23 protein-coding genes are annotated in these 24,499 nt (G+C 44.9%); 19 read left to right on the plus strand and 4 right to left on the minus strand.

The features are described 5' to 3' along the window. Positions 1-225: 225 nt before the first annotated feature. Entirely contained in the window at positions 226-3,612 is a 3,387-nt protein-coding gene (locus BK120_RS35940; RefSeq protein ID WP_076268132.1) for an NPCBM/NEW2 domain-containing protein, read from the plus strand. 69 nt (positions 3,613-3,681) lie between these two features. Here the strand turns inward: BK120_RS35940 and BK120_RS13980 are convergent, their stop codons facing one another. Beyond that, positions 3,682-4,389, minus strand: a complete 708-nt coding sequence (locus tag BK120_RS13980; protein WP_076268133.1) for a TerC family protein — start codon at positions 4,387-4,389, stop codon at positions 3,682-3,684. A 139-nt stretch (positions 4,390-4,528) separates the two neighbouring features. Between BK120_RS13980 and BK120_RS13985 the strand changes: the two genes are divergently transcribed. The 7 genes from BK120_RS13985 to BK120_RS14015 all read left to right on the plus strand — a co-directional run bounded on the left by BK120_RS13985 (position 4,529) and on the right by BK120_RS14015 (position 9,874). Beyond that, complete coding sequence (locus BK120_RS13985) at positions 4,529-5,191, plus strand: TerC family protein (protein WP_076268134.1); 663 nt, start codon at positions 4,529-4,531, stop codon at positions 5,189-5,191. A 168-nt stretch (positions 5,192-5,359) separates the two neighbouring features. Then, positions 5,360-5,842 (plus strand): hypothetical protein, encoded by a 483-nt coding sequence (locus BK120_RS13990; RefSeq protein ID WP_054027942.1) that lies wholly within the window; start codon positions 5,360-5,362, stop codon positions 5,840-5,842. Between the two features lie 39 nt (positions 5,843-5,881). Next, positions 5,882-7,723, plus strand: coding sequence for a translational GTPase TypA (gene typA, locus BK120_RS13995; RefSeq protein WP_076268135.1), 1,842 nt, complete (start codon positions 5,882-5,884; stop codon positions 7,721-7,723). Positions 7,724-7,902: 179 nt separating this feature from the next. Then, positions 7,903-8,214 carry a YlaH-like family protein gene (locus tag BK120_RS14000; RefSeq protein ID WP_076268136.1) on the plus strand — a complete coding sequence of 104 codons (312 nt, stop codon included), beginning with the start codon at positions 7,903-7,905 and terminating at the stop codon, positions 8,212-8,214. Then, positions 8,211-8,483 carry a hypothetical protein gene (locus tag BK120_RS14005; RefSeq protein WP_076268137.1) on the plus strand — a complete coding sequence of 91 codons (273 nt, stop codon included), beginning with the start codon at positions 8,211-8,213 and terminating at the stop codon, positions 8,481-8,483. Before BK120_RS14000 ends, BK120_RS14005 begins: the two co-directional genes overlap by 4 nt. A 17-nt stretch (positions 8,484-8,500) precedes the next feature. Continuing rightward, a complete protein-coding gene (locus tag BK120_RS14010) occupies positions 8,501-9,550 on the plus strand; it encodes an LCP family protein (RefSeq protein WP_076268138.1) in 1,050 nt (349 codons plus the stop codon). A gap of 81 nt (positions 9,551-9,631) precedes the next feature. After that, positions 9,632-9,874, plus strand: coding sequence for a hypothetical protein (locus BK120_RS14015; protein ID WP_076268139.1), 243 nt, complete (start codon positions 9,632-9,634; stop codon positions 9,872-9,874). 39 nt (positions 9,875-9,913) lie between these two features. Here the strand turns inward: BK120_RS14015 and BK120_RS14020 are convergent, their stop codons facing one another. Next, a complete protein-coding gene (locus tag BK120_RS14020) occupies positions 9,914-10,450 on the minus strand; it encodes a YhcN/YlaJ family sporulation lipoprotein (RefSeq protein ID WP_076268140.1) in 537 nt (178 codons plus the stop codon). 119 nt (positions 10,451-10,569) lie between these two features. On the opposite strand from BK120_RS14020, the gene BK120_RS14025 reads away from it, so the two are divergent. Continuing rightward, positions 10,570-11,901: a PhoH family protein gene (locus tag BK120_RS14025; protein WP_076268141.1), complete on the plus strand. Its 1,332-nt coding sequence runs from the start codon at positions 10,570-10,572 to the stop codon at positions 11,899-11,901. 122 nt (positions 11,902-12,023) lie between these two features. After that, positions 12,024-13,313 carry an ABC transporter substrate-binding protein gene (locus BK120_RS14030; protein WP_076268142.1) on the plus strand — a complete coding sequence of 430 codons (1,290 nt, stop codon included), beginning with the start codon at positions 12,024-12,026 and terminating at the stop codon, positions 13,311-13,313. 74 nt (positions 13,314-13,387) lie between these two features. Here BK120_RS14030 and BK120_RS14035 read toward each other — a convergent pair whose 3' ends face one another. Then, entirely contained in the window at positions 13,388-14,494 is a 1,107-nt protein-coding gene (locus BK120_RS14035) for a coiled-coil domain-containing protein (protein ID WP_076268143.1), read from the minus strand. Between the two features lie 73 nt (positions 14,495-14,567). Here BK120_RS14035 and BK120_RS14040 point away from each other — a divergent pair, with 73 nt between their 5' ends. Next, positions 14,568-15,722 carry a class I SAM-dependent methyltransferase gene (locus tag BK120_RS14040; RefSeq protein ID WP_076268144.1) on the plus strand — a complete coding sequence of 385 codons (1,155 nt, stop codon included), beginning with the start codon at positions 14,568-14,570 and terminating at the stop codon, positions 15,720-15,722. 185 nt (positions 15,723-15,907) lie between these two features. On the opposite strand, the gene BK120_RS14045 is transcribed toward BK120_RS14040, so the two are convergent. After that, entirely contained in the window at positions 15,908-16,144 is a 237-nt protein-coding gene (locus BK120_RS14045) for a DUF2626 domain-containing protein (protein ID WP_053375484.1), read from the minus strand. A gap of 276 nt (positions 16,145-16,420) precedes the next feature. On the opposite strand from BK120_RS14045, the gene BK120_RS14050 reads away from it, so the two are divergent. The 8 genes from BK120_RS14050 (at position 16,421) to rsmH (ending at position 24,476) form a co-directional block, all read left to right on the plus strand. Beyond that, positions 16,421-17,071 (plus strand): RsfA family transcriptional regulator, encoded by a 651-nt coding sequence (locus BK120_RS14050; protein ID WP_076268145.1) that lies wholly within the window; start codon positions 16,421-16,423, stop codon positions 17,069-17,071. Between the two features lie 179 nt (positions 17,072-17,250). Further along, positions 17,251-18,252, plus strand: coding sequence for a ketopantoate reductase family protein (locus tag BK120_RS14055; RefSeq protein ID WP_076268146.1), 1,002 nt, complete (start codon positions 17,251-17,253; stop codon positions 18,250-18,252). 6 nt (positions 18,253-18,258) lie between these two features. Further along, positions 18,259-18,654 carry a DUF3397 domain-containing protein gene (locus tag BK120_RS14060; RefSeq protein WP_076268147.1) on the plus strand — a complete coding sequence of 132 codons (396 nt, stop codon included), beginning with the start codon at positions 18,259-18,261 and terminating at the stop codon, positions 18,652-18,654. A 148-nt stretch (positions 18,655-18,802) separates the two neighbouring features. Continuing rightward, the gene (bshC, locus tag BK120_RS14065; protein WP_076268148.1) at positions 18,803-20,443 is read left to right on the plus strand and encodes a bacillithiol biosynthesis cysteine-adding enzyme BshC; all 1,641 of its coding nucleotides are present in this window, start codon (positions 18,803-18,805) and stop codon (positions 20,441-20,443) included. Positions 20,444-20,463: 20 nt separating this feature from the next. Beyond that, complete coding sequence (locus BK120_RS14070) at positions 20,464-21,729, plus strand: adenosylhomocysteinase (protein WP_076268149.1); 1,266 nt, start codon at positions 20,464-20,466, stop codon at positions 21,727-21,729. Between the two features lie 176 nt (positions 21,730-21,905). Further along, positions 21,906-22,913, plus strand: coding sequence for a DUF4349 domain-containing protein (locus BK120_RS14075; protein ID WP_076268150.1), 1,008 nt, complete (start codon positions 21,906-21,908; stop codon positions 22,911-22,913). Between the two features lie 145 nt (positions 22,914-23,058). Next, positions 23,059-23,496 carry a division/cell wall cluster transcriptional repressor MraZ gene (gene mraZ / locus BK120_RS14080; protein WP_076268151.1) on the plus strand — a complete coding sequence of 146 codons (438 nt, stop codon included), beginning with the start codon at positions 23,059-23,061 and terminating at the stop codon, positions 23,494-23,496. A gap of 29 nt (positions 23,497-23,525) precedes the next feature. Further along, entirely contained in the window at positions 23,526-24,476 is a 951-nt protein-coding gene (gene rsmH / locus BK120_RS14085) for a 16S rRNA (cytosine(1402)-N(4))-methyltransferase RsmH (protein ID WP_179089802.1), read from the plus strand. Positions 24,477-24,499 lie beyond the last annotated feature (23 nt).

The raw sequence follows: 24,499 nt of genomic DNA on the forward strand, positions 1-24,499 counted from the left end.
TCATTCCTAGTTAATCCAGTAAACCGTAAATAATATAGTCATTTTTTGCAAGGATTATGTTATTGTACAGTTTTTTTCGTGAAGTAGATTTGACATGATAGAAGTAGAGAGAGGCAGGAGTGATACCTTGCTGTTCAATAGACAAAGGAAGGGAGGATCGTTAATGACATGAGGTCGATGGTAAGGAAGCCGCTTCACATTTGATTAAAGAGAGGATGTAAGAAGATGACCTTAAAATCAATGAAAGCTAAGCTGCTAGGTGTTTCCTTGTCTATTGCGTTGATGCTGCCGTTTGTTCCAGTGCCAGATGCATTTGCTGCAAACCTAAATGTAACCGCTTACGGAGCGAATGGAGCGGATGGCGCAGACGATAAAACGGCGTTCCAGAATGCGATTAACGCCGCAGTCTCTGGTGACACCGTTTATATTCCAGCAGGGACTTATTATTTGAGCGGAACAGTTACCGGAAAATCAGGTGTTCATATTAAGGGTGAAAGCCGAGATACGACAATAATTAAGTCAACCTCGACAGGGCAAGAACGAATGTTCAGCTTTTATAATCTATCCAATGTACAAATATCTAACCTGACACTCGATGGCAACAGCAATAATACGATTTTGTCAGCAGTTGTTTCAGAGGGCGGCAGCAACAATAAAATGAGTCAATTGCGCGTAAAGGATTTTACAGCCTCTGCGGGGTTTGGACCGTTTGCGCTGTATGCAATCGGCTCTCCAAATATTGAGATTAGCGACAATATCATTACAAATATTGGCGTTAACTCCGCATGGGGCGGAGCGGTAAGAGCAGGCTGGGGCTCGAACGGCGCTCAAATTTTGAATAATACGATTCATGATACGGGGCGAGGAGGCATTTTTGCTAATGACGGCTGTCAATACGTAGTCGCCCGCGGCAACAATATTACAGGAACGGGCCACCATACGGAGGGATTAGGCATCGAGCTTCACACCGATTGTGATTATTCCTTAATTGAGAACAATCAGGTTGACCACTGGATCAGCGCTGTCCGCTCCAAGTATATCGCAGTCCGCAATAATGTCGTTAAGGCTACAGACGGCTCTGTGGGGAATATGGGCCTTGAGGTGATGGTTGAGCATGGCGTAACGACAGGCAATCTTGTTGATGGAGGCCAGCAGGTCGGAATGCAGCAGTCGCCTGGAACGGGGTATCAATATTGGGGCTACAATACAATTCAAAATATAGTCATGTGGGGAATGCAGCTGCAAGGAGAGGGTACCGGCCAAACGGAGCAATATCAATATTTTTACAAAAATACATTTAAGGACGGTCCGCGGGACAACCCGCAAGCTGCTTATTCGGGTTATGGAGGCAATGCCGTTCGTATCCATGGCAATTCACAGAATCTGACGTTCGACAGCAATCAGATCATCAACAACGGTCGCAAGGGGATCGAGATCACAACCGCGTCAGGCGTCGACCTTTTGAGCTTCATCAATAATGTAATTACAGGCAATACAGGTGAATCCATTGATCAGTATCCTGCTAGTGCAGCGAATTTGGAGTGGAGCGGCAACACCGTTAGCGGCAACGGCACGAATACGCAGCTGACAAGCCGCGGATTCTCGAATCCGAAGCCGGTAGCAAACTTTACTTCACCGGCTGCTGTTCAATTAGGCACACCAATTACGTTTACAAACAGCTCAACAGACAATGGCTCCATTTCTGAACATTTATGGGATTTCGGAGAAGGTGTACCAAGCACAACGGTAAGCCCTACCTATACGTATCAGAAAGCAGGTACCTACCGCGTTACACTCGTAGTTTGGGACAATGAAGGAAGAGCGAGCTTGAAGGAGCAAACTGTTATTGTAAACGCCGGACCGCCAGATATACAGGCGCCTAGCGCTCCAACAAATCTTGCGTCGCCTTCAAAGACAGACGTTTCCGTGAACCTCACATGGTCACCATCCACGGATAATGTAGGTGTAAGCGGCTATGAGATTTATCGAGGCGGTACACTCGCAGGAACAACAACTGGCGCTGGAAGTACAACATTTTCTGCCACAGGTCTTTCACCAAGCACAGCCTATAGCTTCACAGTCAAAGCGAAGGATGCAGCAAATAATTTGTCGGCGGCAAGCAACACGCTGAACGTGACAACGAATGCTCCTGATACGACTGCGCCTACAGTGCCAGCCAATTTGGCTTCTCCGTCTCATACGGATGTCAGCGTCAGCTTGACCTGGTCACCATCAAGTGACAATGTGGCCGTTACAGGATACGAAGTTTACCGCGGCAGCGTATTGGCAGGAACAACTGCTGGTGTCAGTTCGACAAGTTTGACGGTAACAGGGTTGACGCCTAGCACTGCATACAGCTTTACCGTTAAAGCGAAGGACGGAGCGGGCAACCGATCTGCGGCGAGCAATGCGGTCAACGTTACGACTAACGCTCCGGCAGTCAATACGTATATTAGCGACCTGACATGGGCATCAGCTACAACGGGCTGGGGCAATGTGCAAAAGGATAAAAGCAATGAACAGCGCACAATTACTTTAAATGGCACGACATATGCCAAAGGAATCGGTACTCATGCAATCTCTGAAATCACTTATAACTTAAATGGCGGCTACTATCGGTTCCTATCCGATGTCGGAGTAGATGACGAGGTACAGGCTGTGAACAACGGCACGGTTACTTTTGAGGTATGGACGGATGGGGTTAAGGCTTATGACAGCGGGGTTATGAATGCCAATACAGCGACAAGAAGTATTGATCTTGATGTTACGGGTGTAAATGTGCTCAAGCTTGTTGTCGGTGATGCTGGTGACGGAATAGGCTATGATCACGCAGATTGGGCCAATGCACGACTTGCTTCAGCATCTGGCGGCCAAAATCCAAATCCAGGGGATACCGTATCACCTAGCGCACCAGCTAATCTAGCATCGCCAAGCAAAACTGATACCAGCGTTAATCTAACTTGGAGCGCATCGACAGATAATGTGGGTGTAACAGGCTACAATATCTATAATGGAAGCAATCTGTCAGGTATGACAACAGGATCAAATGCGACTTCATTTACAGTAACAGGTTTAACGGCGAGCACAGCATACAGCTTCACGGTGAAAGCCAAAGATGCTGCAAACAATATTTCCGTTGCAAGCAATACCCTTAATGTTACGACAAATGCGGCACCTGGCGGAGGAACCGGCACAGGAAATGGTTTGCTCGGGCAATATTTTGCTGGCGATTTTGGCAGTCTTGAGCTTGAGCGGGTAGATGCTGTTATCGACTTCGATTGGGGCGGAGATCGACCTACTGTAAATGTGCCGGGAGAGTGGTTCACGGCACGGTGGACCGGCAAAGTTCAGCCTCAATACACCGAAACCTATACCTTTTATACCCATACGGACGATGGGGTTCGCTTCTGGGTAAATGGCCAGCAGTTGATTAACCAGTGGCAGTCGATGAACGGTGAGCTCAGCGCGACTATATCCTTAACAGCGGGAGTTAAATACGATATTAAGATGGAATATTTAGAAAATGGCGGGAACGCGCATGCACGGTTGTCTTGGTCAAGCCCATCGCAAGCGAAGCAAATTGTTCCTAATGCACGGTTATTTTTAAACTGAGCAAAATGATTTCTAAAGCATGAGGAAAAGCCGTTGTATCGTTGCTGGATGCAACAACACAACGGCTTTTCAATGTTCTCCCTTAGTGGAATCGCTATTTAATTGTTCTGCCTTTTGTTTTTTGCCTTTATTGGTCAATAATCCAGCTGCGATTGTAAGAATAATGACTACGATAACAAAGGACCAGAAAAGGAGTTGATTCTCGAAAAATGCTTTAAACGATTTTTCATGTGTGATCATCTTCGCAGCGGTGTATGCAAGAACCGCTGACCCTAGATAAACGATCCAATTATAGCGATTGATTAGTTTGATGAATATCGTACTGCCCCATACAACGACTGGTACGCTGATGAGAAGCCCAAGAATAACGAGCAAAGTGTTCCCGTGGGCGGCGCCTGCAACTGCGATTACGTTGTCAAGTCCCATTGCCGCATCGGCAATGATGATTGTACGTATCGACTGCCAAAGGGTATTGCCTGATTTGATGCCATCATGTGCATCATCCTGTACGAGAAGCTTGTATGCGATCCATACGAGGAGAAGTCCTCCAACAAGATTAAGCCAAGGAACATTCAAAAGCTGAACAACAAGCAAGGTGGCAATGATTCGGATGGTAATTGCTCCAACAGTTCCCCATATAACGGCTTTCTTTTGCTGTTCCTTAGGCAGGTTTCGTGCTGCCATCCCAATAACAATGGCGTTGTCACCGGCCAAAATAAGGTCGATAAAAACGATGGTCAGCAGGGCGGAGAAAAACTCGACAGAGAATAGGTCCATAAGTCATTTCCACCTTCCATAAAAAGGAATATCTTGAAGTCTACAATAAATACGCTGCGCAGTGAAGAGGGATTCAAAAATTTTTATGGACATATTCCTCACAGCTTGTTCATACAGCTGATTAGAGGGGGTATGTAACTTGGACAGCCTTATTATATTTATCGAAATCGTCTTGATTAATGTATTGCTTAGCGGAGATAACGCCATTGTGATTGCAATGGCTAGCGGCCAACTGCCGCCAGAGCAGCGTAAACGGGCTGTATGGTGGGGTGCAATGGCTGCTGTAGGTTTAAGATGCGTGTTGACCGTCGTTGCGATTAAACTGCTTCAGGTGCCTTTTTTACAAGCCGTAGGAGCTTTGCTATTGTTCTACATAGCGGTTAAGCTGCTTGCAGAGGCAGGCGGCAATCAGGATATGCATACGGTTAAAAAAGCAAAAACGATTGGTCAAGCGATATGGACAATTGTCGTAGCCGATTTCATCATGAGTCTTGATAATGTTCTTGCTATTGCAGCGGTAGCAGATGGAGATATTGTACTTATTTTGCTCGGAATTGCACTCAGCATACCTATGATTATTTGGGGAAGCCAAATGCTGGGAACGCTCCTTCAGAAATTTCCTGCTCTTTCCTATATTGGGGCAGCTTTACTCGCTTATGCGGCAGGTGGAATGCTAATGCATGACCCTGGCATGAATGATTTGCTGTTTCATGGGTCAAAAACGCTTGCTGAAGCCATTCCTTTGCTGTGTGTTCCGCTTGTCATTGTACTCGCAATTGTCAAAAAAAAGGCTGTTTTATAAGGATTATGACTCGCTCCGTTCACGCAAAATAATGCGGGACGGTTTTTTTTTTGTTAAGACCCTCGCAACGTACTGGTATTTTTGCCTCAGTTCCTATAAACTAATATAGATAAAAACTGTCGTCTTTCGTCAACATATGCGAAAGGCGCTGTAAGGAGCGGAACGCGAATGCCTAATAACAAATATTCCGCTGGAATCATTTTGCTGTTAGCCGGGGTCGTTATTTTGTTGGGCAAGTTAGGTGTATTCAGCTTTCTGGGCGCAATCTTCTGGCCGCTGCTCGTCTTAATTCCCGGCGTGCTTCTGCATGTTCTCTACTTCGGCAGATTAGTTCCGGCGGTCGTGCTCGTCCCAGGCGGAATGCTCGTCGTATATGCCCTGCTGTTTGTCGTTTGCAACCTTTTTGGATGGGATAGTATGAAATATTTGTGGCCGCTGTTTATCTTTGGAGTGGCAGCTGGTCTTTACGAATATTATTTGTTCGGTTCATCCAGACCGCGTGTTGTACTCACGGCATCGATTGCGCTTGCTGCCGCATCGGCTGTGTTTGTCATTCTTGTGCTTTTGTGGAGCTGGGGGATTTATGCGATTGCTGTTGCGTTAATTGCAGCAGGTGTTTGGATGATGCTAAGCAAACGCAAGCGTTGGTAAAAGATTTAAATAAAAAACAATTGGAGTGGATTACAAGTTATGCAAGCAAGAGAGAAATTACGGAATATCGCAATTATTGCCCACGTTGACCATGGTAAAACGACATTGGTTGACAAACTGCTACAACAATCAGGCACGTTCCGCGACCATGAAGCAGTGCAAGAGCGCGCAATGGACTCAAATGACATTGAGCGTGAACGCGGTATTACGATTTTGGCAAAAAACACAGCAATCAATTACAAAGACTACTTGATCAACATTGTTGATACGCCTGGACATGCTGACTTCGGCGGCGAAGTTGAGCGTATCATGAAAATGGTTGACGGCGTTCTTTTGGTTGTTGATGCATTTGAAGGCTGTATGCCGCAAACGAAATTCGTTTTGCGCAAAGCGCTTGAGTCAAACCAAACGCCAATCGTTGTCGTTAACAAAATTGACCGTCCAAATGCAAGACCTCAAGAAGTTGTAGACGAGGTTCTTGACCTGTTTATTGAACTAGGTGCAAATGACGCTCAACTTGAGTTCCCAGTTGTTTATGCATCTGCATTGATGGGTACTTCAAGCCTTGACCCAGAAAAACAAGATGAGAACATGGAAGCACTTTACGAAACAATCGTAAGCAACATCCCGTCCCCAACTGAAGATACAGAACAGCCATTGCAATTCCTTGTAACTTTGCTTGATTACAACGAATACCTTGGCCGTATTGCAATCGGTCGCGTTAACCGCGGCATGATTAAACAAGGACAATCCGTTGCTGTAATGACTCGTGAAGGCGGAGTTAAGCAAGCAAGAATCGAGAAACTGTTTGGTTTCGTTGGTTTGAAACGTGTTGAGATCGAAGAAGCAGGAGCGGGCGATATCGTTGCAATTGCTGGTATTCGTGAAATCAACATCGGAGAAACCATTGCAGATCCACAAAACCCAGAAGCGTTGCCGGTTCTAAAAATCGATGAGCCAACACTTCAAATGACTTTCCTCGTTAATAACAGCCCGTTTGCAGGCCGTGAAGGAAAATGGGTAACTTCCCGTAAACTTCGTGAGCGTCTATTCAAAGAGCTTGAGACAGACGTAGCACTTCGCGTTGACGAAACAGACAGCCCGGATGCTTTTGTCGTTTCAGGTCGCGGTGAGCTTCACCTTGGTATTCTTATCGAGAACATGCGTCGTGAAGGTTTCGAGCTTCAAGTATCCAAACCTGAAGTTATCATTAAGGAAATCGATGGTTCGAAAGTAGAGCCTTACGAGCGTCTTCTTATTGATTTGCCTGAAGAGAGCATGGGCGCAGTAATGGAGAGCCTAGGAACTCGTAAAGCGGAAATGATCAACATGATCAACAACGGCAACGGCCAGGTGCGTCTAGAGTTCAAAATCCCTGCTCGCGGCTTGATTGGCTACCGTACACAATTTTTGACGTTGACACGCGGCTACGGCATTATGAACAACGCTTTTGACAGCTATGGACCTCTAGCTGGCGCTGGTGTAGGCGGCCGTCGTCAAGGCGTTCTTGTTGCAAGTGAAAATGGTGTATCGACATTCTACGGCATGATGGGCGTAGAGGATCGCGGTATTCAGTTCTTGGAGCCAGGTACAGAAATTTATGAAGGTATGATCGTTGGCGAGCACACTCGCGAGAACGACATTATCGTAAACATCTGTAAAGTAAAACAACTGAACAACATTCGTTCAGCAGGTAAAGACGATACCGTAACATTGAAGAGCCCGCGTCTATTCTCACTTGAGCAAGCGCTTGAGTACTTGAATGATGATGAGTTCTGTGAAATTACACCGAAGACGATCCGTCTTCGTAAGAAAATTTTGAACAAAAGCGAGCGCGAACGTGCGGACAAAAACCGTAAAAATGCGCAAGCAAGCGTGTAAGATTAGCTTTCTAAATGAACGTAAGGTTTTGCTCTGCAAAGCCTTACGTTTTCTTTAAAATATAAGTGGGATTATAAGTTGCTTAACTTATAATCCCACTTATATTTCACAGTGTTATGCGTACTGTGCAACTAAAGCACGGCGAAAGCCGTTTACAATGAATGAGGGAGGAATACGATATGCAAGCATGGTTAAGCGATCATAAGCTAGTCTCTTATTTAATCATTCTGGGTTTTACGATATACATATTCAATAAAGTATTTCGTGCACAGCAGAAGCTTCCGTTATTTAAAGAAATTTTAGTGTATGCATTGATTGCCTTCGGCTCTTTCGTTCTAATGATTTTGCAGGTGGACAAGCTGCCAATCATTCAATGTATGGGAGTAGCCGTTCTTATGATGCTAATGCTCCGTGGTCGTCAATTGTACGACAAATGGAAAGGCAACAAACCAAATGACAGTCAATCTCCAAATGCGGAATCCGGCAAATGAAGTTCGAGGACGCACTATTCAACTGGCTTCAAATCAAGCTGGTTGCTGATGCTCGTCCCGATGACAATGCAGCATTTGAGACACTATCGTTTTTTGAGCAAATATTGACGGAGGATCATGGGTTGACGGAATTTGTAATAACGAAGACCGATGATACGATGATTCATGTGAAATACGAGAAGGATGGCCGTACCAAATTTCAGCTTTATCCTCGTGAGCTGGGTGAACAGCTCTTGACAGATATTGAATCCAATCCCAAATACAACTGAACTTGAAGGTGGATCATATGAGTAAAGGATCAACAGCATTACCACCAAGAACGGGCTCTCGTCCACCAGCAAAACCAAAAAAGCAGAAGCCGCGAAAAAAACGGTCGGCAATGAAAATCTTTTTCACATTGCTATTTTCAATACTTCTGATCGTAGCTGCGGGTTTAACTTATTTGGTCTTGCAAGCGGATAAAGCCATTGATGAAATTTCATCGCCAGTTGATGAAGAGGTTGTTATACCGCCTGGAGAAGCTGTAAATGAGAAGGCAGTTGCCATGCTTCTGATGGGGATCGATGCTCGTGCTCATGGAGGAGGTTTAAATACGGACGTTATGATGGTAGCTGTATTTAACCCGAATTCGAAGAGCGCTACTATCGTTACCATTCCTCGGGATACTAACATTGATATCGAAGGATATCGAGCTCGCAAAGCCAATAGCTTTTATGCTGATTTCTATATGAATGCGCTCAATAAGAAGAAATTAAGCAAAGAAGCAGCTTATGCGGATGCGAAGCAAGAAGTGCGCAACGTCATGAGTAAGCTGTTCGACATCGACATTAAATACTCTGCGGTCATTAACTTTCAAGGTTTCGCTGATGTGGTTGATGCGCTTGGCGGCGTGTCAGTGGACGTTGATAAGCGTATGAAATACAAAGACTCTGCTGATGGTACAAATATCGATTTGGAACCAGGCGTTCAAACGCTAAGCGGTGAGAAAGCACTAGACTTTGTTCGTTACCGGAAATCAAATAATGGAAAAAACATGTCAAGCGACTTTGAGCGCAACGCAAGACAAAGCCAAGTTATTGGAGCACTAACGGACAAGATGAAATCATTTGACGGCGTTACGAAGATCGGGTCCGTCATGCAAGCCGTCGGCAAAAACTTGACGCTGGATATGCCTTCCAAAGAAATTAAAAATATGATGACTACTTATTTGGGTTTAAGCCGCAATGATATTACATTCATCCCTCTTGAAGGAACTTGGAGAAGTCCTTATGTTTATATGGACGAAGAGAAGCTGAAGGAAGCTCGGGCTGCACTCCAAGCAAAAATGGCTGAATAACCGTAGACTATAGCTAATATTATAGCTATAATAAATCTACAGAGGCCATTTTTGAAATCTGTTCAGAAGGAGGTCATGCGAATGACCAATACCGTATCCTTAGTATCCGAGCTACCGATCGAAGTTTTGCATAAGCAATCTATCGTTCTAATGCACAAGATTGATGCGGTTTCTGACGGACTGGCCTTGAACTTTTCTAGTGGGCTGAGTGCGAACGACGACGTCGCAAGCTTGTCCACTACCCTTGCGTGCGAGGAACCGAATATGAATATTGCTGCGAACACCTTTGTTGTACAGGTTCTTGCAGCTGTGAAGAAAGCCTAGTGATAGCTCACTAGGCTTTTTGTGTCTTCAGGGATGCCTTTACAATTTCTTATTCATTTTGTGAGCTTGTTTTTCGAGTTCCTGAGGGATGACATCACGCGGCATTTGCGGAATTACCCTGCCGATAATATCGGCCATCTCCTCGGCAAAGCCTGATATCGGTTTGCCTCGTCTTATATCGGCGCCGATTTCATTGATTCGCTGGGACATATCGATATCCGCAGTCACTAGTGCATCTATACCATACGGATCTTTGCGGAATGCTTCGGCTACGGCATATTTGATTGTACCGACTCTAGAACGCTCCATCTTGGCGTCTACATCGATGCCAACAATTGCAGTATTCCCGAACACGACACAGTGCGCGTTCGTTACTCCGTCAATTCCTTTGGCCAACTGCTCCAGATGTACCGCAACCTGTTCCGAGTTTTTGATTTCTTTTTTCCTTGGCTCGGTTTGCTGCGTATGGACACGGCCATTATTTCGTGGAGAGGGTGATGTTTCATTTCGTGCGACGGTGCTGCAACCTGTCGCTACAATCGCAACAATGATCGCTGAAGCAAGCCATTTGTACATGTTTGACACCTCTTTTTTCTCGATGAAAAGCTGATAGTCACCTGTCCGCCATAGTTTACCCGCAGCAGCGATATGCTATGTATGGCCTCTAATGAATATCCAACACCGGGAGGGTTCTCATGAAAAAAATATTCGTGCTCGATACAAATGTGCTGCTTCATGATCCGCAAGCGATTTTTGCTTTCGATGATAATGAAGTCATAATTCCCGCGGTTGTGTTGGAAGAAATTGATTCAAAGAAGAGGTTGGCTGATGAATTAGGACGAAATGCGCGTTCGATCTCGCGTCTGCTCGATAAGATGAGAGAAATAGGCCACTTGCATGAAGGGATTGAACTGCCTAGCGGCGGCTTGCTCAAGGTAGAATTAAATCACCGCAGCTTCATGCGAGTACAAGAAATGTTTGGGGAAATGTCCAACGATAATCGGATTTTGGCGGTTGCGCTGAATTACCATATAGAACAGGAAAATGAGCCGGAGAAACAAAGTATCGTATTAGTTAGCAAGGATGTACTCGTTCGTATCAAAGCTGATGTTCTAGGCTTGCAGGCTCAAGATTATTTATCAGATCGGGTTGTTGTTTCGTCGGAGTTTTATTCTGGCTATATGACGCTTTATGTTCATCCTGCAGTTATCGACGAGTTTTACACTTATCGCTTCCTTACAGTTAACAACATGCACCTCAATATTCGATTAAATCCGAATGAATTTGTGATTTTGCGCGATGAAATGGGAACCTCGAAGTCAGCTCTGCTTAAGGTTAGCCAAGACGGGGCAAGGCTTGAGCCTTTATTTTTAAGCAATGATCCGGTTTGGGGAATAACCGCTCGCAATGCTCAGCAGCGCATGGCGCTTGAGCTGCTTCTAAATGACGACGTGCCGCTCGTGACACTTACCGGCAAGGCTGGTACGGGTAAGACGCTTCTCGCGCTGGCAGCGGGTCTTCTGAAGACGGAGGATGAGCATAAATACAAGAAGCTGCTAATCGCAAGGCCTGTCGTACCTATGGGGAAAGATATCGGATATTTGCCAGGCGAGAAGGAAGAGAAGCTGCGGCCATGGATGCAGCCGATATACGATAATTTGGAGTATTTGTTCGATACGAAGAAATCAGGCGATATTGATAAAATATTGATGGGAATGGGCAGCATTCAGGTCGAGGCTTTAACTTATATTCGCGGCCGATCTATTCCCGGGCAATTCATTATTATTGATGAAGCACAGAACCTCACGAAACATGAGGTAAAAACGATTGTTTCGAGGGTCGGTGAAGGAAGTAAAATCGTTCTTATGGGAGATCCCGAGCAAATAGATCACCCTTATCTGGATTCGATCAGCAATGGTTTGACCCATATTGTAGAGCGCTTCAAAGCAGAGGGTATCAGCGGCCATATGACGCTTGAGAAAGGCGAACGATCCAAGCTAGCCCAATTGGCAGCGGATTTACTATAACGATCGTGCCCCTCTCTGGAGAGGGGCTTTTTTTATTTGCAAAAATAGAAGGTTTTTTGGACAAAAAAACAAATTATTGTTATCCTATTTTTAGTAGATTTAAGGATGAAAGGAAGAAGGCTGTGACTCCCAGAAAATACGTGCTGGTTTTATTCGGCACATTACTGTTAGCAGCATTATTACTTATCCCATTCTCACGAAATGCAAACCCTGCAATCACTGGAAAACCTGACGGGAAAACAAATGTTCAACCCGCTCCCGGTACTCTAGTTGTTGATCAGCTGTCTGACATTACTGTAAGCGTTTCCTTGCCGAACATGCAATATCAACAGCTTCAGGAATTAAACCGGAATTTTATGATGAAATACCCTCATATTCAAGTTGAGCTTTCAAATGAGCCGAATAAGGAAAGAGCATACGATCTGTGGACGCTTCAGAGCCAGCAGAGAGAAGCCGCAGATATTATGCTGTTAGATAATGGATGGGTTAGATCATTTGCTGTACGAGGGTTTCTAAAGCCTGCTGACAGCATGATGACAGGTGATACGCTCACCGATCAAATGACAGGATTGCTCGATTCGCTCAGATGGAACGGTTATTTATGGGGCGTACCAAAGGACTTAAACCCGTATATCATCGTTTGGAACTCTGCACTGCTTAAGGAGACAGGTCTGAAGGAGCCGCCTTCTGACTTTGCTTCCTTTCAAGCCGCCGCTTCAAAAATGATCGAGCTTCATCCGCAAGCGAGTATTGTAAACTGGAGTGCAGGCGATTTGCAGCAGCAGCTAACTTGGTTAGCCGCGTTTCAAACGAAACCAGCCAACTTGTTGAAAATACTTCCGCTGAGTGAGCAGCAGACTCAGCAGCTGGAATGGTTTCAACAAATGGAAGTGAATTTGAGCAGAATCGATGTGGATGCAATCAATCAATTAGCAGAGGAGTTTCAAAATAATAATCTGTTTGCAGCTGTAATTCCGTGGAATCAATACGAGCGTTTCAATGAGGATTTGCGAATGAAGTTAACGATTGATCGTGAGCAAGTCCATTATCCATGGTTGAATGGACGAAGCTACGCGATTTCCTCCAACAGCGATGAAGAAGAGGAAGCGATGCTTTGGATTGGAGAAATGACCGAATTAATGAATCAACAGATGACCTATGACCGATTTGGCTTTTTACCTGCAAGATCTTCATTATATTCGTTTAACAGCACCCTTCAAAGCGATCAAATTCATATCCCGCCTGCTTGGTGGAAGAATGAGCTGAACACTAAGCTCGCAGATGAAAATCTCCCGATTTCAGATCCCATTTGGCCTGAGAAATGGCGTCAAAGGGAGAAGTTATGGGGAATGTTTTCCGATGGCAATTTTCAATTGGCTGATTATATGAAGTCGCTTGCCGCTTTAGAGTAAAATGAAAACAGCCGGCCTCATTTTGCAATGATGGCCGACTGTTTTTTTGCTGAATAGATGAATGATGACAGCAGCTATAACTTCAGGCTGAGCTTGATGGTCAGTTCTCCATCTTTCATTTCAACAGCATTCGCTTTAAGAAACGAAACGATTAAATCAGGATAAAAGCCGAGATCGAATTCCTTCTCGAGCGCACTGCGTGTCGTGTCAGGAAGGGAGAAGCCATTAAATATGAGTTCATCGACATGAAATAGGATGGCGTTTTTGGGATCATTTTCGATCGTATAATGACCGCTGATTTTTATTTCCATGTTGTCGCGTTTTCCTTGAGCAATGACCTTGTCATCAATGAATTCAAAAGAGAAATAATTGAAGATATCATTTTGCTCACGAAGGAATGTATTTAAATCATCTTCGGGCACTCGAATGGTGTATTGAAAACCTTTTATTTCGAGCAGCTGCTTATTTTCTTGTACCCAGCTTGGCAGCTTCTGCATAGCCTTCGAGAGTGCTCGGAAATATTGTTTCACTTCAGCTATTCCTGCTGTTTCCCAGTAAGAAGTAAGCTCCTTCATCAAAATGCGTATGCGATCGGCATCTGATCTGCCAGCTAGCTGCTCGTCAAGCTGTTTCTCAAGCGCAACTACGCGCTCTCTCTGCGTTTTGAGCTGTTGTTCAATCGTACTCAGCTCATTCTGCCTAGCTTCAAGCTTCTCATAACCCACTTTAACTTTCTTGTATTGCTCGACATATGTATTCAAGGTATGCTTGTCATGAGTAAGTATAATTTCGGCATAATCCAGCATTTGAAACAACTCCGATAATGAATCGAACGATAAAAGAGCGCTAAGCAAAAAATCTCGTTCTCCCATATAGTAAGCGCGCAGCACATTTCCTGCTTCTTCTTGCTTGTCCGCTATTTGCTGTTCTTGTATGACCAGCTGCTTCTCTGTGTCTGTCATCGTCAGCATGAGCTGCTGCTTCTGTTCTTGTATGCGGATGATTTCTTTATCGATTTCCACGACAGACAAGCTTTTCTCAAGCAGTGCATGCATATCCGCCTCATCAGCCGGCAGAGGCTCAGCCCAAGCGGGAAGCCGAAACAGGAACAAAAAGATGAGTAGCATCGAAGTGGCTGCGATAGACAATCGATTGCGCCTGGCTGGCAATGTCAACGGCATCGTCCCTCCTCAGCATTCATTTTATGCGGCAATCCATTCTATTATATCTTACAATTGGAAAAGGATGAACCTTATGATAATTGAAAACGAGCTTGCAGCCTCAATTGCGGAAAAAATAGCAGATGCAAAAACATATGGCAAGCTTGTAGATGAAGATGGAGGCTGGAGTTCAGTCAAATGCATCTCTTTTTTTCAATATATGCAGGCATGTCTATATGATCCGCAATATGGTTATTACCGTTCAGGGCCAATTCGAGTGGGCAAGGAGGGTGATTTTTATACGAGCTCAGGCATTGGGCAGGTGCTTGCTGAAGTTCTAGCGAAATATGCGCTGGACTACGCGGCATTAGTGGATAAACCGCTTAAACTGATGGAGTGGGGAGCAGGAACGGGGCGATTGTCTGCTCAAATTGCGGCTGCAGGTTGTGGACGAGACTTGGATTGGAAAAGAAAAATGCAGCCCATTCTAATTGAGGATCATCCTGCGCATGCTGAAGCAGCGCGGCATGCCTTTGCAGATATAAGCTTATCGGGTGCAGAACCGCTGCTTGCATCATCAAATGAGGCTTGGGGCGAAACCTGGCTTAAGCAGCCAACGATTGTGCTCGCAAACGAGCTGTTTGATGCTTTTCCTGTACACCGTGTGCAGCTAGTAAATGGAGAGCTGATGGAGTTAGGCGTTGCATATCATGATGAGCGTGGCTTCGTTGAGGTTCAAATGCCGCTTACCGATATTCGGATTACAAATTGGCTTAATCGGGATCATATTCAATTGCTTGAAGGGCAGCAAACGGAGGTGCATGCTGGAGCAGTCGATTTCCTTAATAAGCTTGGAGCCGTGATGACTAGGGGACGTGTCGTCATTATTGATTACGGGCATAAAGCGGAGGAATATGCGGCGGAGCACCGGATGCTTGGGACACTTATGTGCTATTCGCGTCATCAGACGAACACCAATCCGTATAGTCGAATCGGGGAGCAGGATATCACTTCACATGTCCCCTTTACCTTTATACATCATTCCGCTGAAGAAAGTGGATTTCAAGTAGCAAGCTATATGACACAAAAACAATTTTTAATTGAGCACGGCGTAATGGATATGCTTCAAAATCACAACAGCACTGACCCTTTCAGCAAAGAGGCGCGAAGGAATAGAGCGATTAGGCAGCTGCTGCTGAGCGATCAGATGAGTGAGACGTTTAAGGTGATGGTTTTGGAAAAAGGATGAATGATATACAAAAAAAGTGTCAGCCCTAAAGGGGCTGACACTTTTTTGTTTAAGGAAAAGAACTCATATGTACTCTTGTTTGTTCTTACCTTAAGCGCATAACGAACCATTATCATTTAGAATAATGGCTGTTCTTTCATGGCTTTGATTAAAGCTTGCCTTAGCGTATTTCGCTGACGCCTTTGTTAGAACGGCAAGTCCATCTTGAAGACCGACCAATACGTGAAACCCACGAATGAAATGATCATATATCCCCAGAACATTACAATGTAAGTTCTTTCGGAGAAATTCAAGTAGCCTAGAAATACGAAAGCAACGGCTTGTGCAAAAAACAATAGCGCAAATTCCGTCATATGGCCTGCGAAAGCCATAAGTCCGATTACCAGGGTCCAAAAGCCAAGTACCCGATACATACGTGCCATGATAACATCCCCCTTTCGCTGCGACCCGATTTTCTAATGATCATTATAACGTTTGGTGTAATAAGTGTAAACCAAAATACGTGAAGAAATCGCAAATTTTTTGTTTGCATCTAATTAACTCCCGCTTACTTAGATATAGTTTGCTCAAATATAAGAGCTAACATGTATGAGTAATTGAAAATTTGGTTATACAAATTAGTATCCAATAGATTCTATGAACTCTACCAAGGGCATAGAGATAAAGTAAGCGCCTTTACGTTAGGAGGTTTTTGTTGCATGACAGCAGTTAGACAAGATGCGTGGAGTCCGGACGATGATTTAATTCTCGCCGAGGTTACACTACGCCATATTCGCGAAGGTAGTACTCAGCTTGCAGCATTTGAAGAAGTGGGCGAACGAATTGGGCGTACATCCGCAGCATGCGGATTCCGCTGGAACAGTTGCGTTCGCAAAAGGTATGAGGATGCAATACAAATCGCTAAGCAGCAGCGCCAGAAGCGTAATTATTTAAAAAAACAAACGATTATCGCAACGCCGCATGTTTCATCGATTGCCGTTTTTGAAACGGAAGAACGTGGATTCAAACAAGAGAGTGGTGCAATCGAGGAAAGTTTATCGGTAGATGCTGTTATTCGTTTTCTCCGTGGATGGAAGACGACCTATCAGGATTTAACCCGCCAACTCAAATGGTATGAGAAGGAACTGAAAGACAAAGAGGAAGAGCTATACCGTTTGCGTGATCAGAATGAGAGATTGTCCAAAGAGGTTAACAATGTTCAAACGGATTACCGTGCTGTGAACGACGATTACAAGACACTTATTCAAATTATGGATCGTGCAAGAAGGCTTACTGTTTTGACGAATGACGATGAAGCTAAGCCGAGATTCAAGATGGATGCTAACGGCAATTTGGAACGGATTGAATAGGTTATAATGCGTAAATAAGAGGAGCTGGCCATTATTTGGCTGGCTTCTTTTTCTTTTGCGCTTTTTTTTATAGAAGAGTCTAGTCGGCTAAACTTGTATCAGTTGCAATATTTTCGGAAAATTTGATACGATGTTTGCTAATATATTGATGAGCAGCAGCTGGTCGGAAGGAGTATAAGGTGCATATAGATGTAGTAGGTGGGGGCTCGTTAGGACTGCTCTATGGAGCGAAGCTAGCAGAAACAGGGGCGGATGTTACGATTTGGACGCGCAGTGAGGAACAGGCTGATGTGCTCGCTAATCAAGGCATTAGGCTTAAGGAGCTAGATGGGGCAAATGAGAAATCGATTCGTATCAAAAGTTTATGGAGCGGGTCTGCTTCTGAACATAGAGAACGTTATGACGTCACAAAACAGGATGCCGACTATCGCTGGGTGCTGCTGAGCGTTAAACAATCGGATTTGGATGAAGCTTTTCTAAATATGCTTGCTTCGCTTCTTGCCAGCTATGATGGAGAGCGTGTGGCAGTCGTATGTATGCAAAATGGAATTGGACATTTAGAGCGAATTAAAAGCAAACTTCCTACCTATCCGCTATTTGCAGCGGTGACGACAGAGGGGGCGAAACGTCTCGATGTTCGTTCGGTTGAGCATACGGGGAAGGGGCAGCTTTGGCTGGGTGAATGGGGAGAAAATGAGCGGAATCAAGATGATTCTCTCGATAACTCGCAAAAAATGTTGATTTCTTTGCTGGAAACGGCAGGATTTACCTCTTTTCTGTCGAAAGACTTGGAGAATCGAATTTTTAATAAGCTGCTTATTAACGCAGTCATTAATCCATTGACGGCAATATTGGATGTGGAGAATGGACAGCTGCCGCTCCATCCTGTCGGCGTCAAACTTATGCAAGCGCTGTATGAGGAAACCGAGTTGGTGTTAATACAGGCTGGAATGAGCTTGCCGGAGAATGGGTGGGAGCTCATTATAAAGGTTTGCAGGCAAACCAGCAGCAATATTTCTTCCATGCTTAGTGACGTAAGAGCTGGCAGAGCGACAGAAATCGATGCCATTAATGGCGGGGTCGTACAGCTGGCTGAGAAGAATGGGCTGCAAGCGCCGTTAAACCAAGCAATAGTTACGATGATTAAAGCACTAAATCTTAAGTCGACTATGAAGGAGTGAAGGCCGATGGAAATGATTTGGGAAAGCATCAAACATGCATACGCTTATTTGGCTGTAATTCCAATCATACCCTTCACCATCATTTTGTTTGGATATGGAGCATATATTCAGGATCGAAAGAAAGCGTTCCGATTGGCAATGGATGTTTCGACAGCCTTATTAATTGGCTGCGTTGCTGTATTGTTTGATGAGTTGTTTAACAGCAGATTCGGGATTTACGGCATATTGCTATTCATGCTGCTGGGCGGAGGATTGCTTGGAAACGCCCAATTTCGCAAGCGCGGCGCAGTGGATGCCAAAAAGATATTTCGGACGATATGGCGGCTAAGTTTTTTTACGATGAGCGTGCTGTACATTGTTTTTATGTGCATCGGCATCGGCAAAATGTTTCTGACTGCTTAACTCAAATAATAAATTGCTAAACGCCTCTCCCGAGCAGAGGTGTTTTTGTTTTGACGGACGGCTTCACCATTGTGTACAATTAAAATGTTCAGTTTCACAATATGAAGTCGTGCTAACGACTATTAAGCGGGAGGTTACGGGCTGCGCTATGAGAACAGATACTTATGCATTGCCTATTGCACAGCCTTTGACAGAGGCTTATATACATCAAAACGATGACCGCATTGAAGCTTTATATGGCTATCATGCGGGAATTGATCAAGATTGGGTAAAACGCTTTAATCGTTTGGAGCAAAGCGGAGAGGTTAGAGCTGATGCAGCTCAAGTAGCTCGAGCGCTTCGTGCTTACAATGAAGCGATTAACGCTGATCCAGAAGTTTTTGCTTCCATTTCTGCGATGGCAGAGGGGGCTCCGGTCGTGGTTGGAGGTCAGCAAGCTGGTTTATGGACAGGTCCGCTGCTTGTTATACATAAAGCGGTATCGATCATAGGTGCTGCCAGAGCTGCAAGTGAGCAGCTAGGGCGGACGGTTGTTCCTGTATTTTGGGTAGCCGGTGAAGATCATGACTGGGATGAGGCGAACCATGCCTACGTTATTACAACGGAGCAGGAGCTTCGCAAGTTGTCAGTTACGCGTCCTGAAGGTGCGCGTACAGCTGTAAGCCGCACGATGATTACAGCTGAAACATGGGAAGAGCTGCTTGCTGAGCTTGAACAATCGCTTCCGCATTCAGAGTTTAAACCTGTGATGCTAGAGGAATTGCGCCAAATGTCGAAGCAGGCCAAATCATTATCAGATTTTTTTGCAATGATTTTGAGTCATTTATTCGGGAAACACGGCTTAGTATTAATGGATGGCGATCATGAGGATATCCGTCGTATAGAAGCGCCTATGTTCAGGAAGCTGATTGAGAAGAACGATGAATTAGAGAATGCTTATGCTGCTGCGGCAGATAAGGTGAGAGAGCTTGGTTACAGCCTTCAGGCGGATGTGACGGCTGGCAGCTCGAATCTTTTTCTCTTTAATTCGGATAACGGGGAAGAAAGAACGCTTCTTCACAAGAAGGATGGAAAATTCCAAGACCGTAAAGAGCAATTGTCGCTAACGGAGGAACAGCTACTTCGGATCGCTGACGAGCAGCCGCAGCAGCTTAGCAATAACGTTCTGACGCGGCCGCTTATGCAGGATTATTTATTCCCTGTTCTTGCGACTGTGCTTGGTCCTGGGGAAATTGCCTATTGGGCTTTAACTGGAGAAGCATTCCGCACGCTGAATATGGAAATGCCCATTATCGTGCCGCGTATGTCTTATACTTTAATTGAAGGAACAGTTGCCAAGCACATGGATAAGTATGAGCTTTCCTTTGAGGATGTAATGGAACATTTCGAAGAGAGCAAAGGGAAATGGCTGAAGGCACAAGATGGCTTGTCCATTGAACAGCAGTTTGCCGAAGCAAGAGATACGTTTGAGCAGCTATATAAACCGCTTCTTGAGCTTGCAACTTCCGTTCAACCATCGCTCTCTAAGCTAGGGGATACGAATTTGCAAAAAATAGTAGAGCAAATCAATTACATGGGCTCAAAAACGGTAGATGCCTTCAACAAACAATTTGAAGCATCCACACGTCAACTTGATCGTATCCATCTGTCGATTAACCCGCAGAACAAGCCGCAAGAGCGAGTACTTAATATGGCAGCCTATTGGAATCGTTACAGCCTGATTTGGCTCGATAAGCTGCTTGAAGCGCCATTTAGCCGTACTGGTGGACATGAAATCGTTTATTTATGAAATATGAGGAGGCAAATGGAATGAGTACAGCAAATAAAAGCATCGTAGCCGATCTATCATTGGCACCTGAAGGCCGTTTGAAAATTGATTGGGTAGCTGCGCATATGCCGGTATTGAATACGATTCGCGAGCAATTTGAGAAGGAACAGCCTTTTAAAGGATTAAAAGTTACAATCGCTCTTCATTTGGAAGCGAAAACCGCTTATTTGGCTAAGGTTGTTAAAGCGGGCGGTGCTGATGTTACTATAACAGGCAGCAACCCGTTATCAACACAAGATGATGTTTGTGCCGCTCTCGTTGAGGATGGCATTACTGTATTTGCCAAATATAATCCAAGTGCTGAGGAATTTAAGGCACTTAATATTAAAGCGCTGGAGTGGAAGCCTGATCTTATTATTGATGATGGCGGCGATCTTGCAACGATTCTAAATTCGGAGCATCCAGAGTTTGGCGAGAATCTGCGCGGCGGCGCGGAAGAAACAACGACTGGCATTATACGATTGAAAGCGATGGAGAAAGACGGATCACTGAAATTCCCTATGGTCGCTGTTAACGATGCATATTGCAAGCATCTTTTTGATAACCGCTACGGTACAGGGCAATCCGTGTGGGACGGTATTAATCGCACAACGAATTTGATGGTTGCGGGCAAGACTGTCGTTGTTGTCGGTTATGGCTGGTGCGGAAAAGGTGTAGCCATGCGTGCGAAAGGTCTTGGCGCAAATGTTGTCGTTACTGAGATTGATGCGATTAAAGCGGTCGAAGCTTATATGGACGGTTTCGCGGTAATGCCGATGATCGAAGCGGCTAAGGTTGGCGAGTTTTTCGTAACGGTTACCGGGAATCGCGATGTTATTCGCGGAGAGCACTACAAGGTGATGAAGGACGGTGCGATCATTTCCAACGCAGGTCACTTTGACGTCGAAGCGAACAAACCAGAACTTGCAGCATTATCTTCAAGTGTACGGACCGTTCGCCGCAACATCGAAGAATATAAGCTGGAGGATGGACGCAGTATTTACTTGCTGGCCGAAGGCCGCCTTGTTAATTTGGCTGCTGGCGATGGTCATCCTGCAGAAATTATGGATATGACGTTTGCACTGCAAGCTGTTGCACTAAAATATGTAAATGAGCAGTACAAAGCGATTGGCAGCAAAGTGGTCAATGTTCCTTATGAGCTCGATGAGCAGGTAGCGAGACTGAAGCTGCAATCTCTAGGCTTTGGCATTGATCAGCTGACTGCGGAGCAATCGGCATATTTGGACAGCTGGAAAGAAACAGAATAGAGCATTGAAGAAGCCGCGAGCAATCGCGGCTTTTTTTTATGTGGAAATAAAAGAAGCAATTGATACGATTACATCGATGATTAGATCGGGCTGATGTTCGGATTTTGATGGACAAAGTTGTAACCTTTTATTCCCAGATTGCGTCTAAAGGTAAATAAAAGCAAGGGGGTATTTTCTTGTATAGACATAAAAAAGGGATATTTGCATTTATTTCAATTGTTTCTCTGGTTGTTCTGCTTGTTGGATGCGCTTCCTCAGATGGGGATACGAGCAGCTCTAAAAACTCGGCTTCTGAACAGATGTTATCATCAACAGCTTCTAGAAATGTAGAAACTGAGATGAGCTATACCTTGAATGACAATGCCGCTAAAGCGGAAGAAGCGACTGCTGAGGGATCGGGCGAGAGCAAAGCATCAGGCGGGGGAATAGATGCTCAGCTGGCGATCGGCTCGGATGGATTCAACCAGAAAATTATTTATACAGCGAATTTAAGTATGCAGGTGGATGATCTAGCTTCTGCAGCAACCTCGCTGCGCAATGCCATTCATCAAAGCGGCGGTTATCTTTTGCAATTTCAAGATACGAAGCACGAGGGTGAAATTGGATCAAGCTATACGATTAAAGTTCCCGCTGCAGGGTTTATGTCGTTCATTGATCGGATTGAGCAAATTAAACATAATGAATTTGAACGCAATATCGGCGGCAAGGACGTATCTGAGGAATATGTAGATCTTGAATCAAGGTTGAAGGCGAAGCAGCTTGTTGAAGCTAGACTGCTTGCCATGATGGATAAAGCGACAAAGGCTGATGATCTGTTAAAGTTTTCACAGCAGCTCTCAGATGTGCAGGAGGAAATTGAACGAATCAAAGGAAGAGTTCGCTATTTGGATAATAATGTAGCTTTCTCGACGGTGGAGCTGCGCATGTACCAAACGAATCAAACACTAAAAAATAAAAGTATCGAAAAACCACATTTAGGCGGCAGGATGTCGGACTCGCTAGTTAACAGCACGAAAGTAGTTTGGGACGCCATTAATCTATTGTTAGTTATTTTAGCAGGTGCATTGCCTGTATTAGCTATATTGGCTGTTATTTTAATCCCAATCATTTGGTTTTATCGAAGAAGGAAAGAGACGGCGCCGAAGCCATCCAAGCCTGAAGAAGAGCAGCCGCCAACGCTGTAATGATTAATAATCTTTAATAGTGTGAAATATTTTAGAAAATCCTGCTCACTGAGCAGGATTTTTATTTTAGGTGGCGAACTACTGTTACTAGGTGGGGAAAAGTGGGGCAAAGTGGTGGAAATAGGGGAAGGGGTGGTTCAAAGTCATGTTTATGGGTGAATATCAACATAGCATTGATGAGAAAGGCCGAATCATCATACCTTCGAAATTCCGCGAATCGCTTGGAGCCTCTTTTATTGCAACCCGTGGATTAGATAATTGCTTATTCGTATATCCCATGAGTGAGTGGACCGTTTTGGAGCAAAAGCTGAAAACATTGCCTCTTATGAAATCAGATGCGCGTGCATTTACCCGGTTTTTCTTTTCCGGAGCAACCGAATGTGAGCTGGATAAACAGGGAAGGGTAAATATACCTAGCCATCTTCGCGAATATGCGAAGCTGGACAAGGATTGCATGGTGCTCGGCGTTTCTAGTCGCGTGGAAATTTGGAGCAAGCAGACTTGGGACGGTTATTACGAACAATCCGAACAAACCTTTAACGAAATCGCCGAAAAGCTCGTTGATTTCGATTTCAACTTCTAGAATAGACAACAAGAATGGAGGGCTTAGGCGTGTTTCAGCATATTACAGTACTTTTAGAAGAAGCGGTTGATGGTTTGGCTATTAAGCCAGATGGCATCTACGTCGATTGTACGCTTGGGGGTGCAGGTCACAGCGAATTAATAGCCTCCCGGTTAGGCGAAGGAGGACGGTTAATCGCTTTCGATCAGGATGACTGGGCGCTGGAAAATGCTCGTGTTAGGCTTGCTCCTTATTTAGATAAGGTTACACTCGTAAGAAGCAACTTCCGCGATTTGGAGCAGGAGCTCAGAAATTGCAACGTTCCTATGCTGGATGGCGTTCCGCAAGTCGATGGCATATTGTTCGACCTTGGCGTATCCAGTCCGCAGTTAGACGAAGCTGAGCGCGGCTTCAGCTATAACCATGATGCCCCGCTCGACATGCGCATGGATCGCGAGGGTGATCTAACCGCTCATGAAATCGTCAATACTTGGGACGAACGTGATATATCCCGCATTTTGGATCGTTATGGTGAAGAGAAATTCGCTCGGTCCATCGCTAGAAATATTGTGAAGGCACGAGAAAAGGCGCCCATTGAGAAGACTGGTGAATTAGCTGAATTGATAAAAATATCGATTCCTGCTGCAACTAGGCGCACAGGCGGACATCCCGCCAAACGCTCCTTCCAAGCGCTTCGTATCGCAGTAAACGATGAGCTAGGAGCAGAAGAAGAAGCTTTGGAGCAAACGATTCGCTGTTTAGCCCCTGGCGGCAGAGCATCGGTGATCACTTTTCATTCGCTTGAAGATCGTATATGCAAGCAATTGTTTGCAAAGTTTGTGGAGAAATGTACATGCCCGCCCGATTTTCCGTTATGTGTATGCGGCAATGCTGGGAAAGTGAAATTAGTCAATCGTAAGCCGATCGTACCTTCAGAGAGAGAGCTAGAGCTCAACCCGCGTGCAAGGTCGGCAAAGCTTAGAGTTGCAGAAAAATTGTAAGAGGGGGATTTGAATTGGCGTAT

Source organism: Paenibacillus sp. FSL A5-0031, assembly GCF_001956295.1.
In the GTDB taxonomy this organism is placed as follows: Bacteria; Bacillota; Bacilli; order Paenibacillales; family Paenibacillaceae; genus Pristimantibacillus.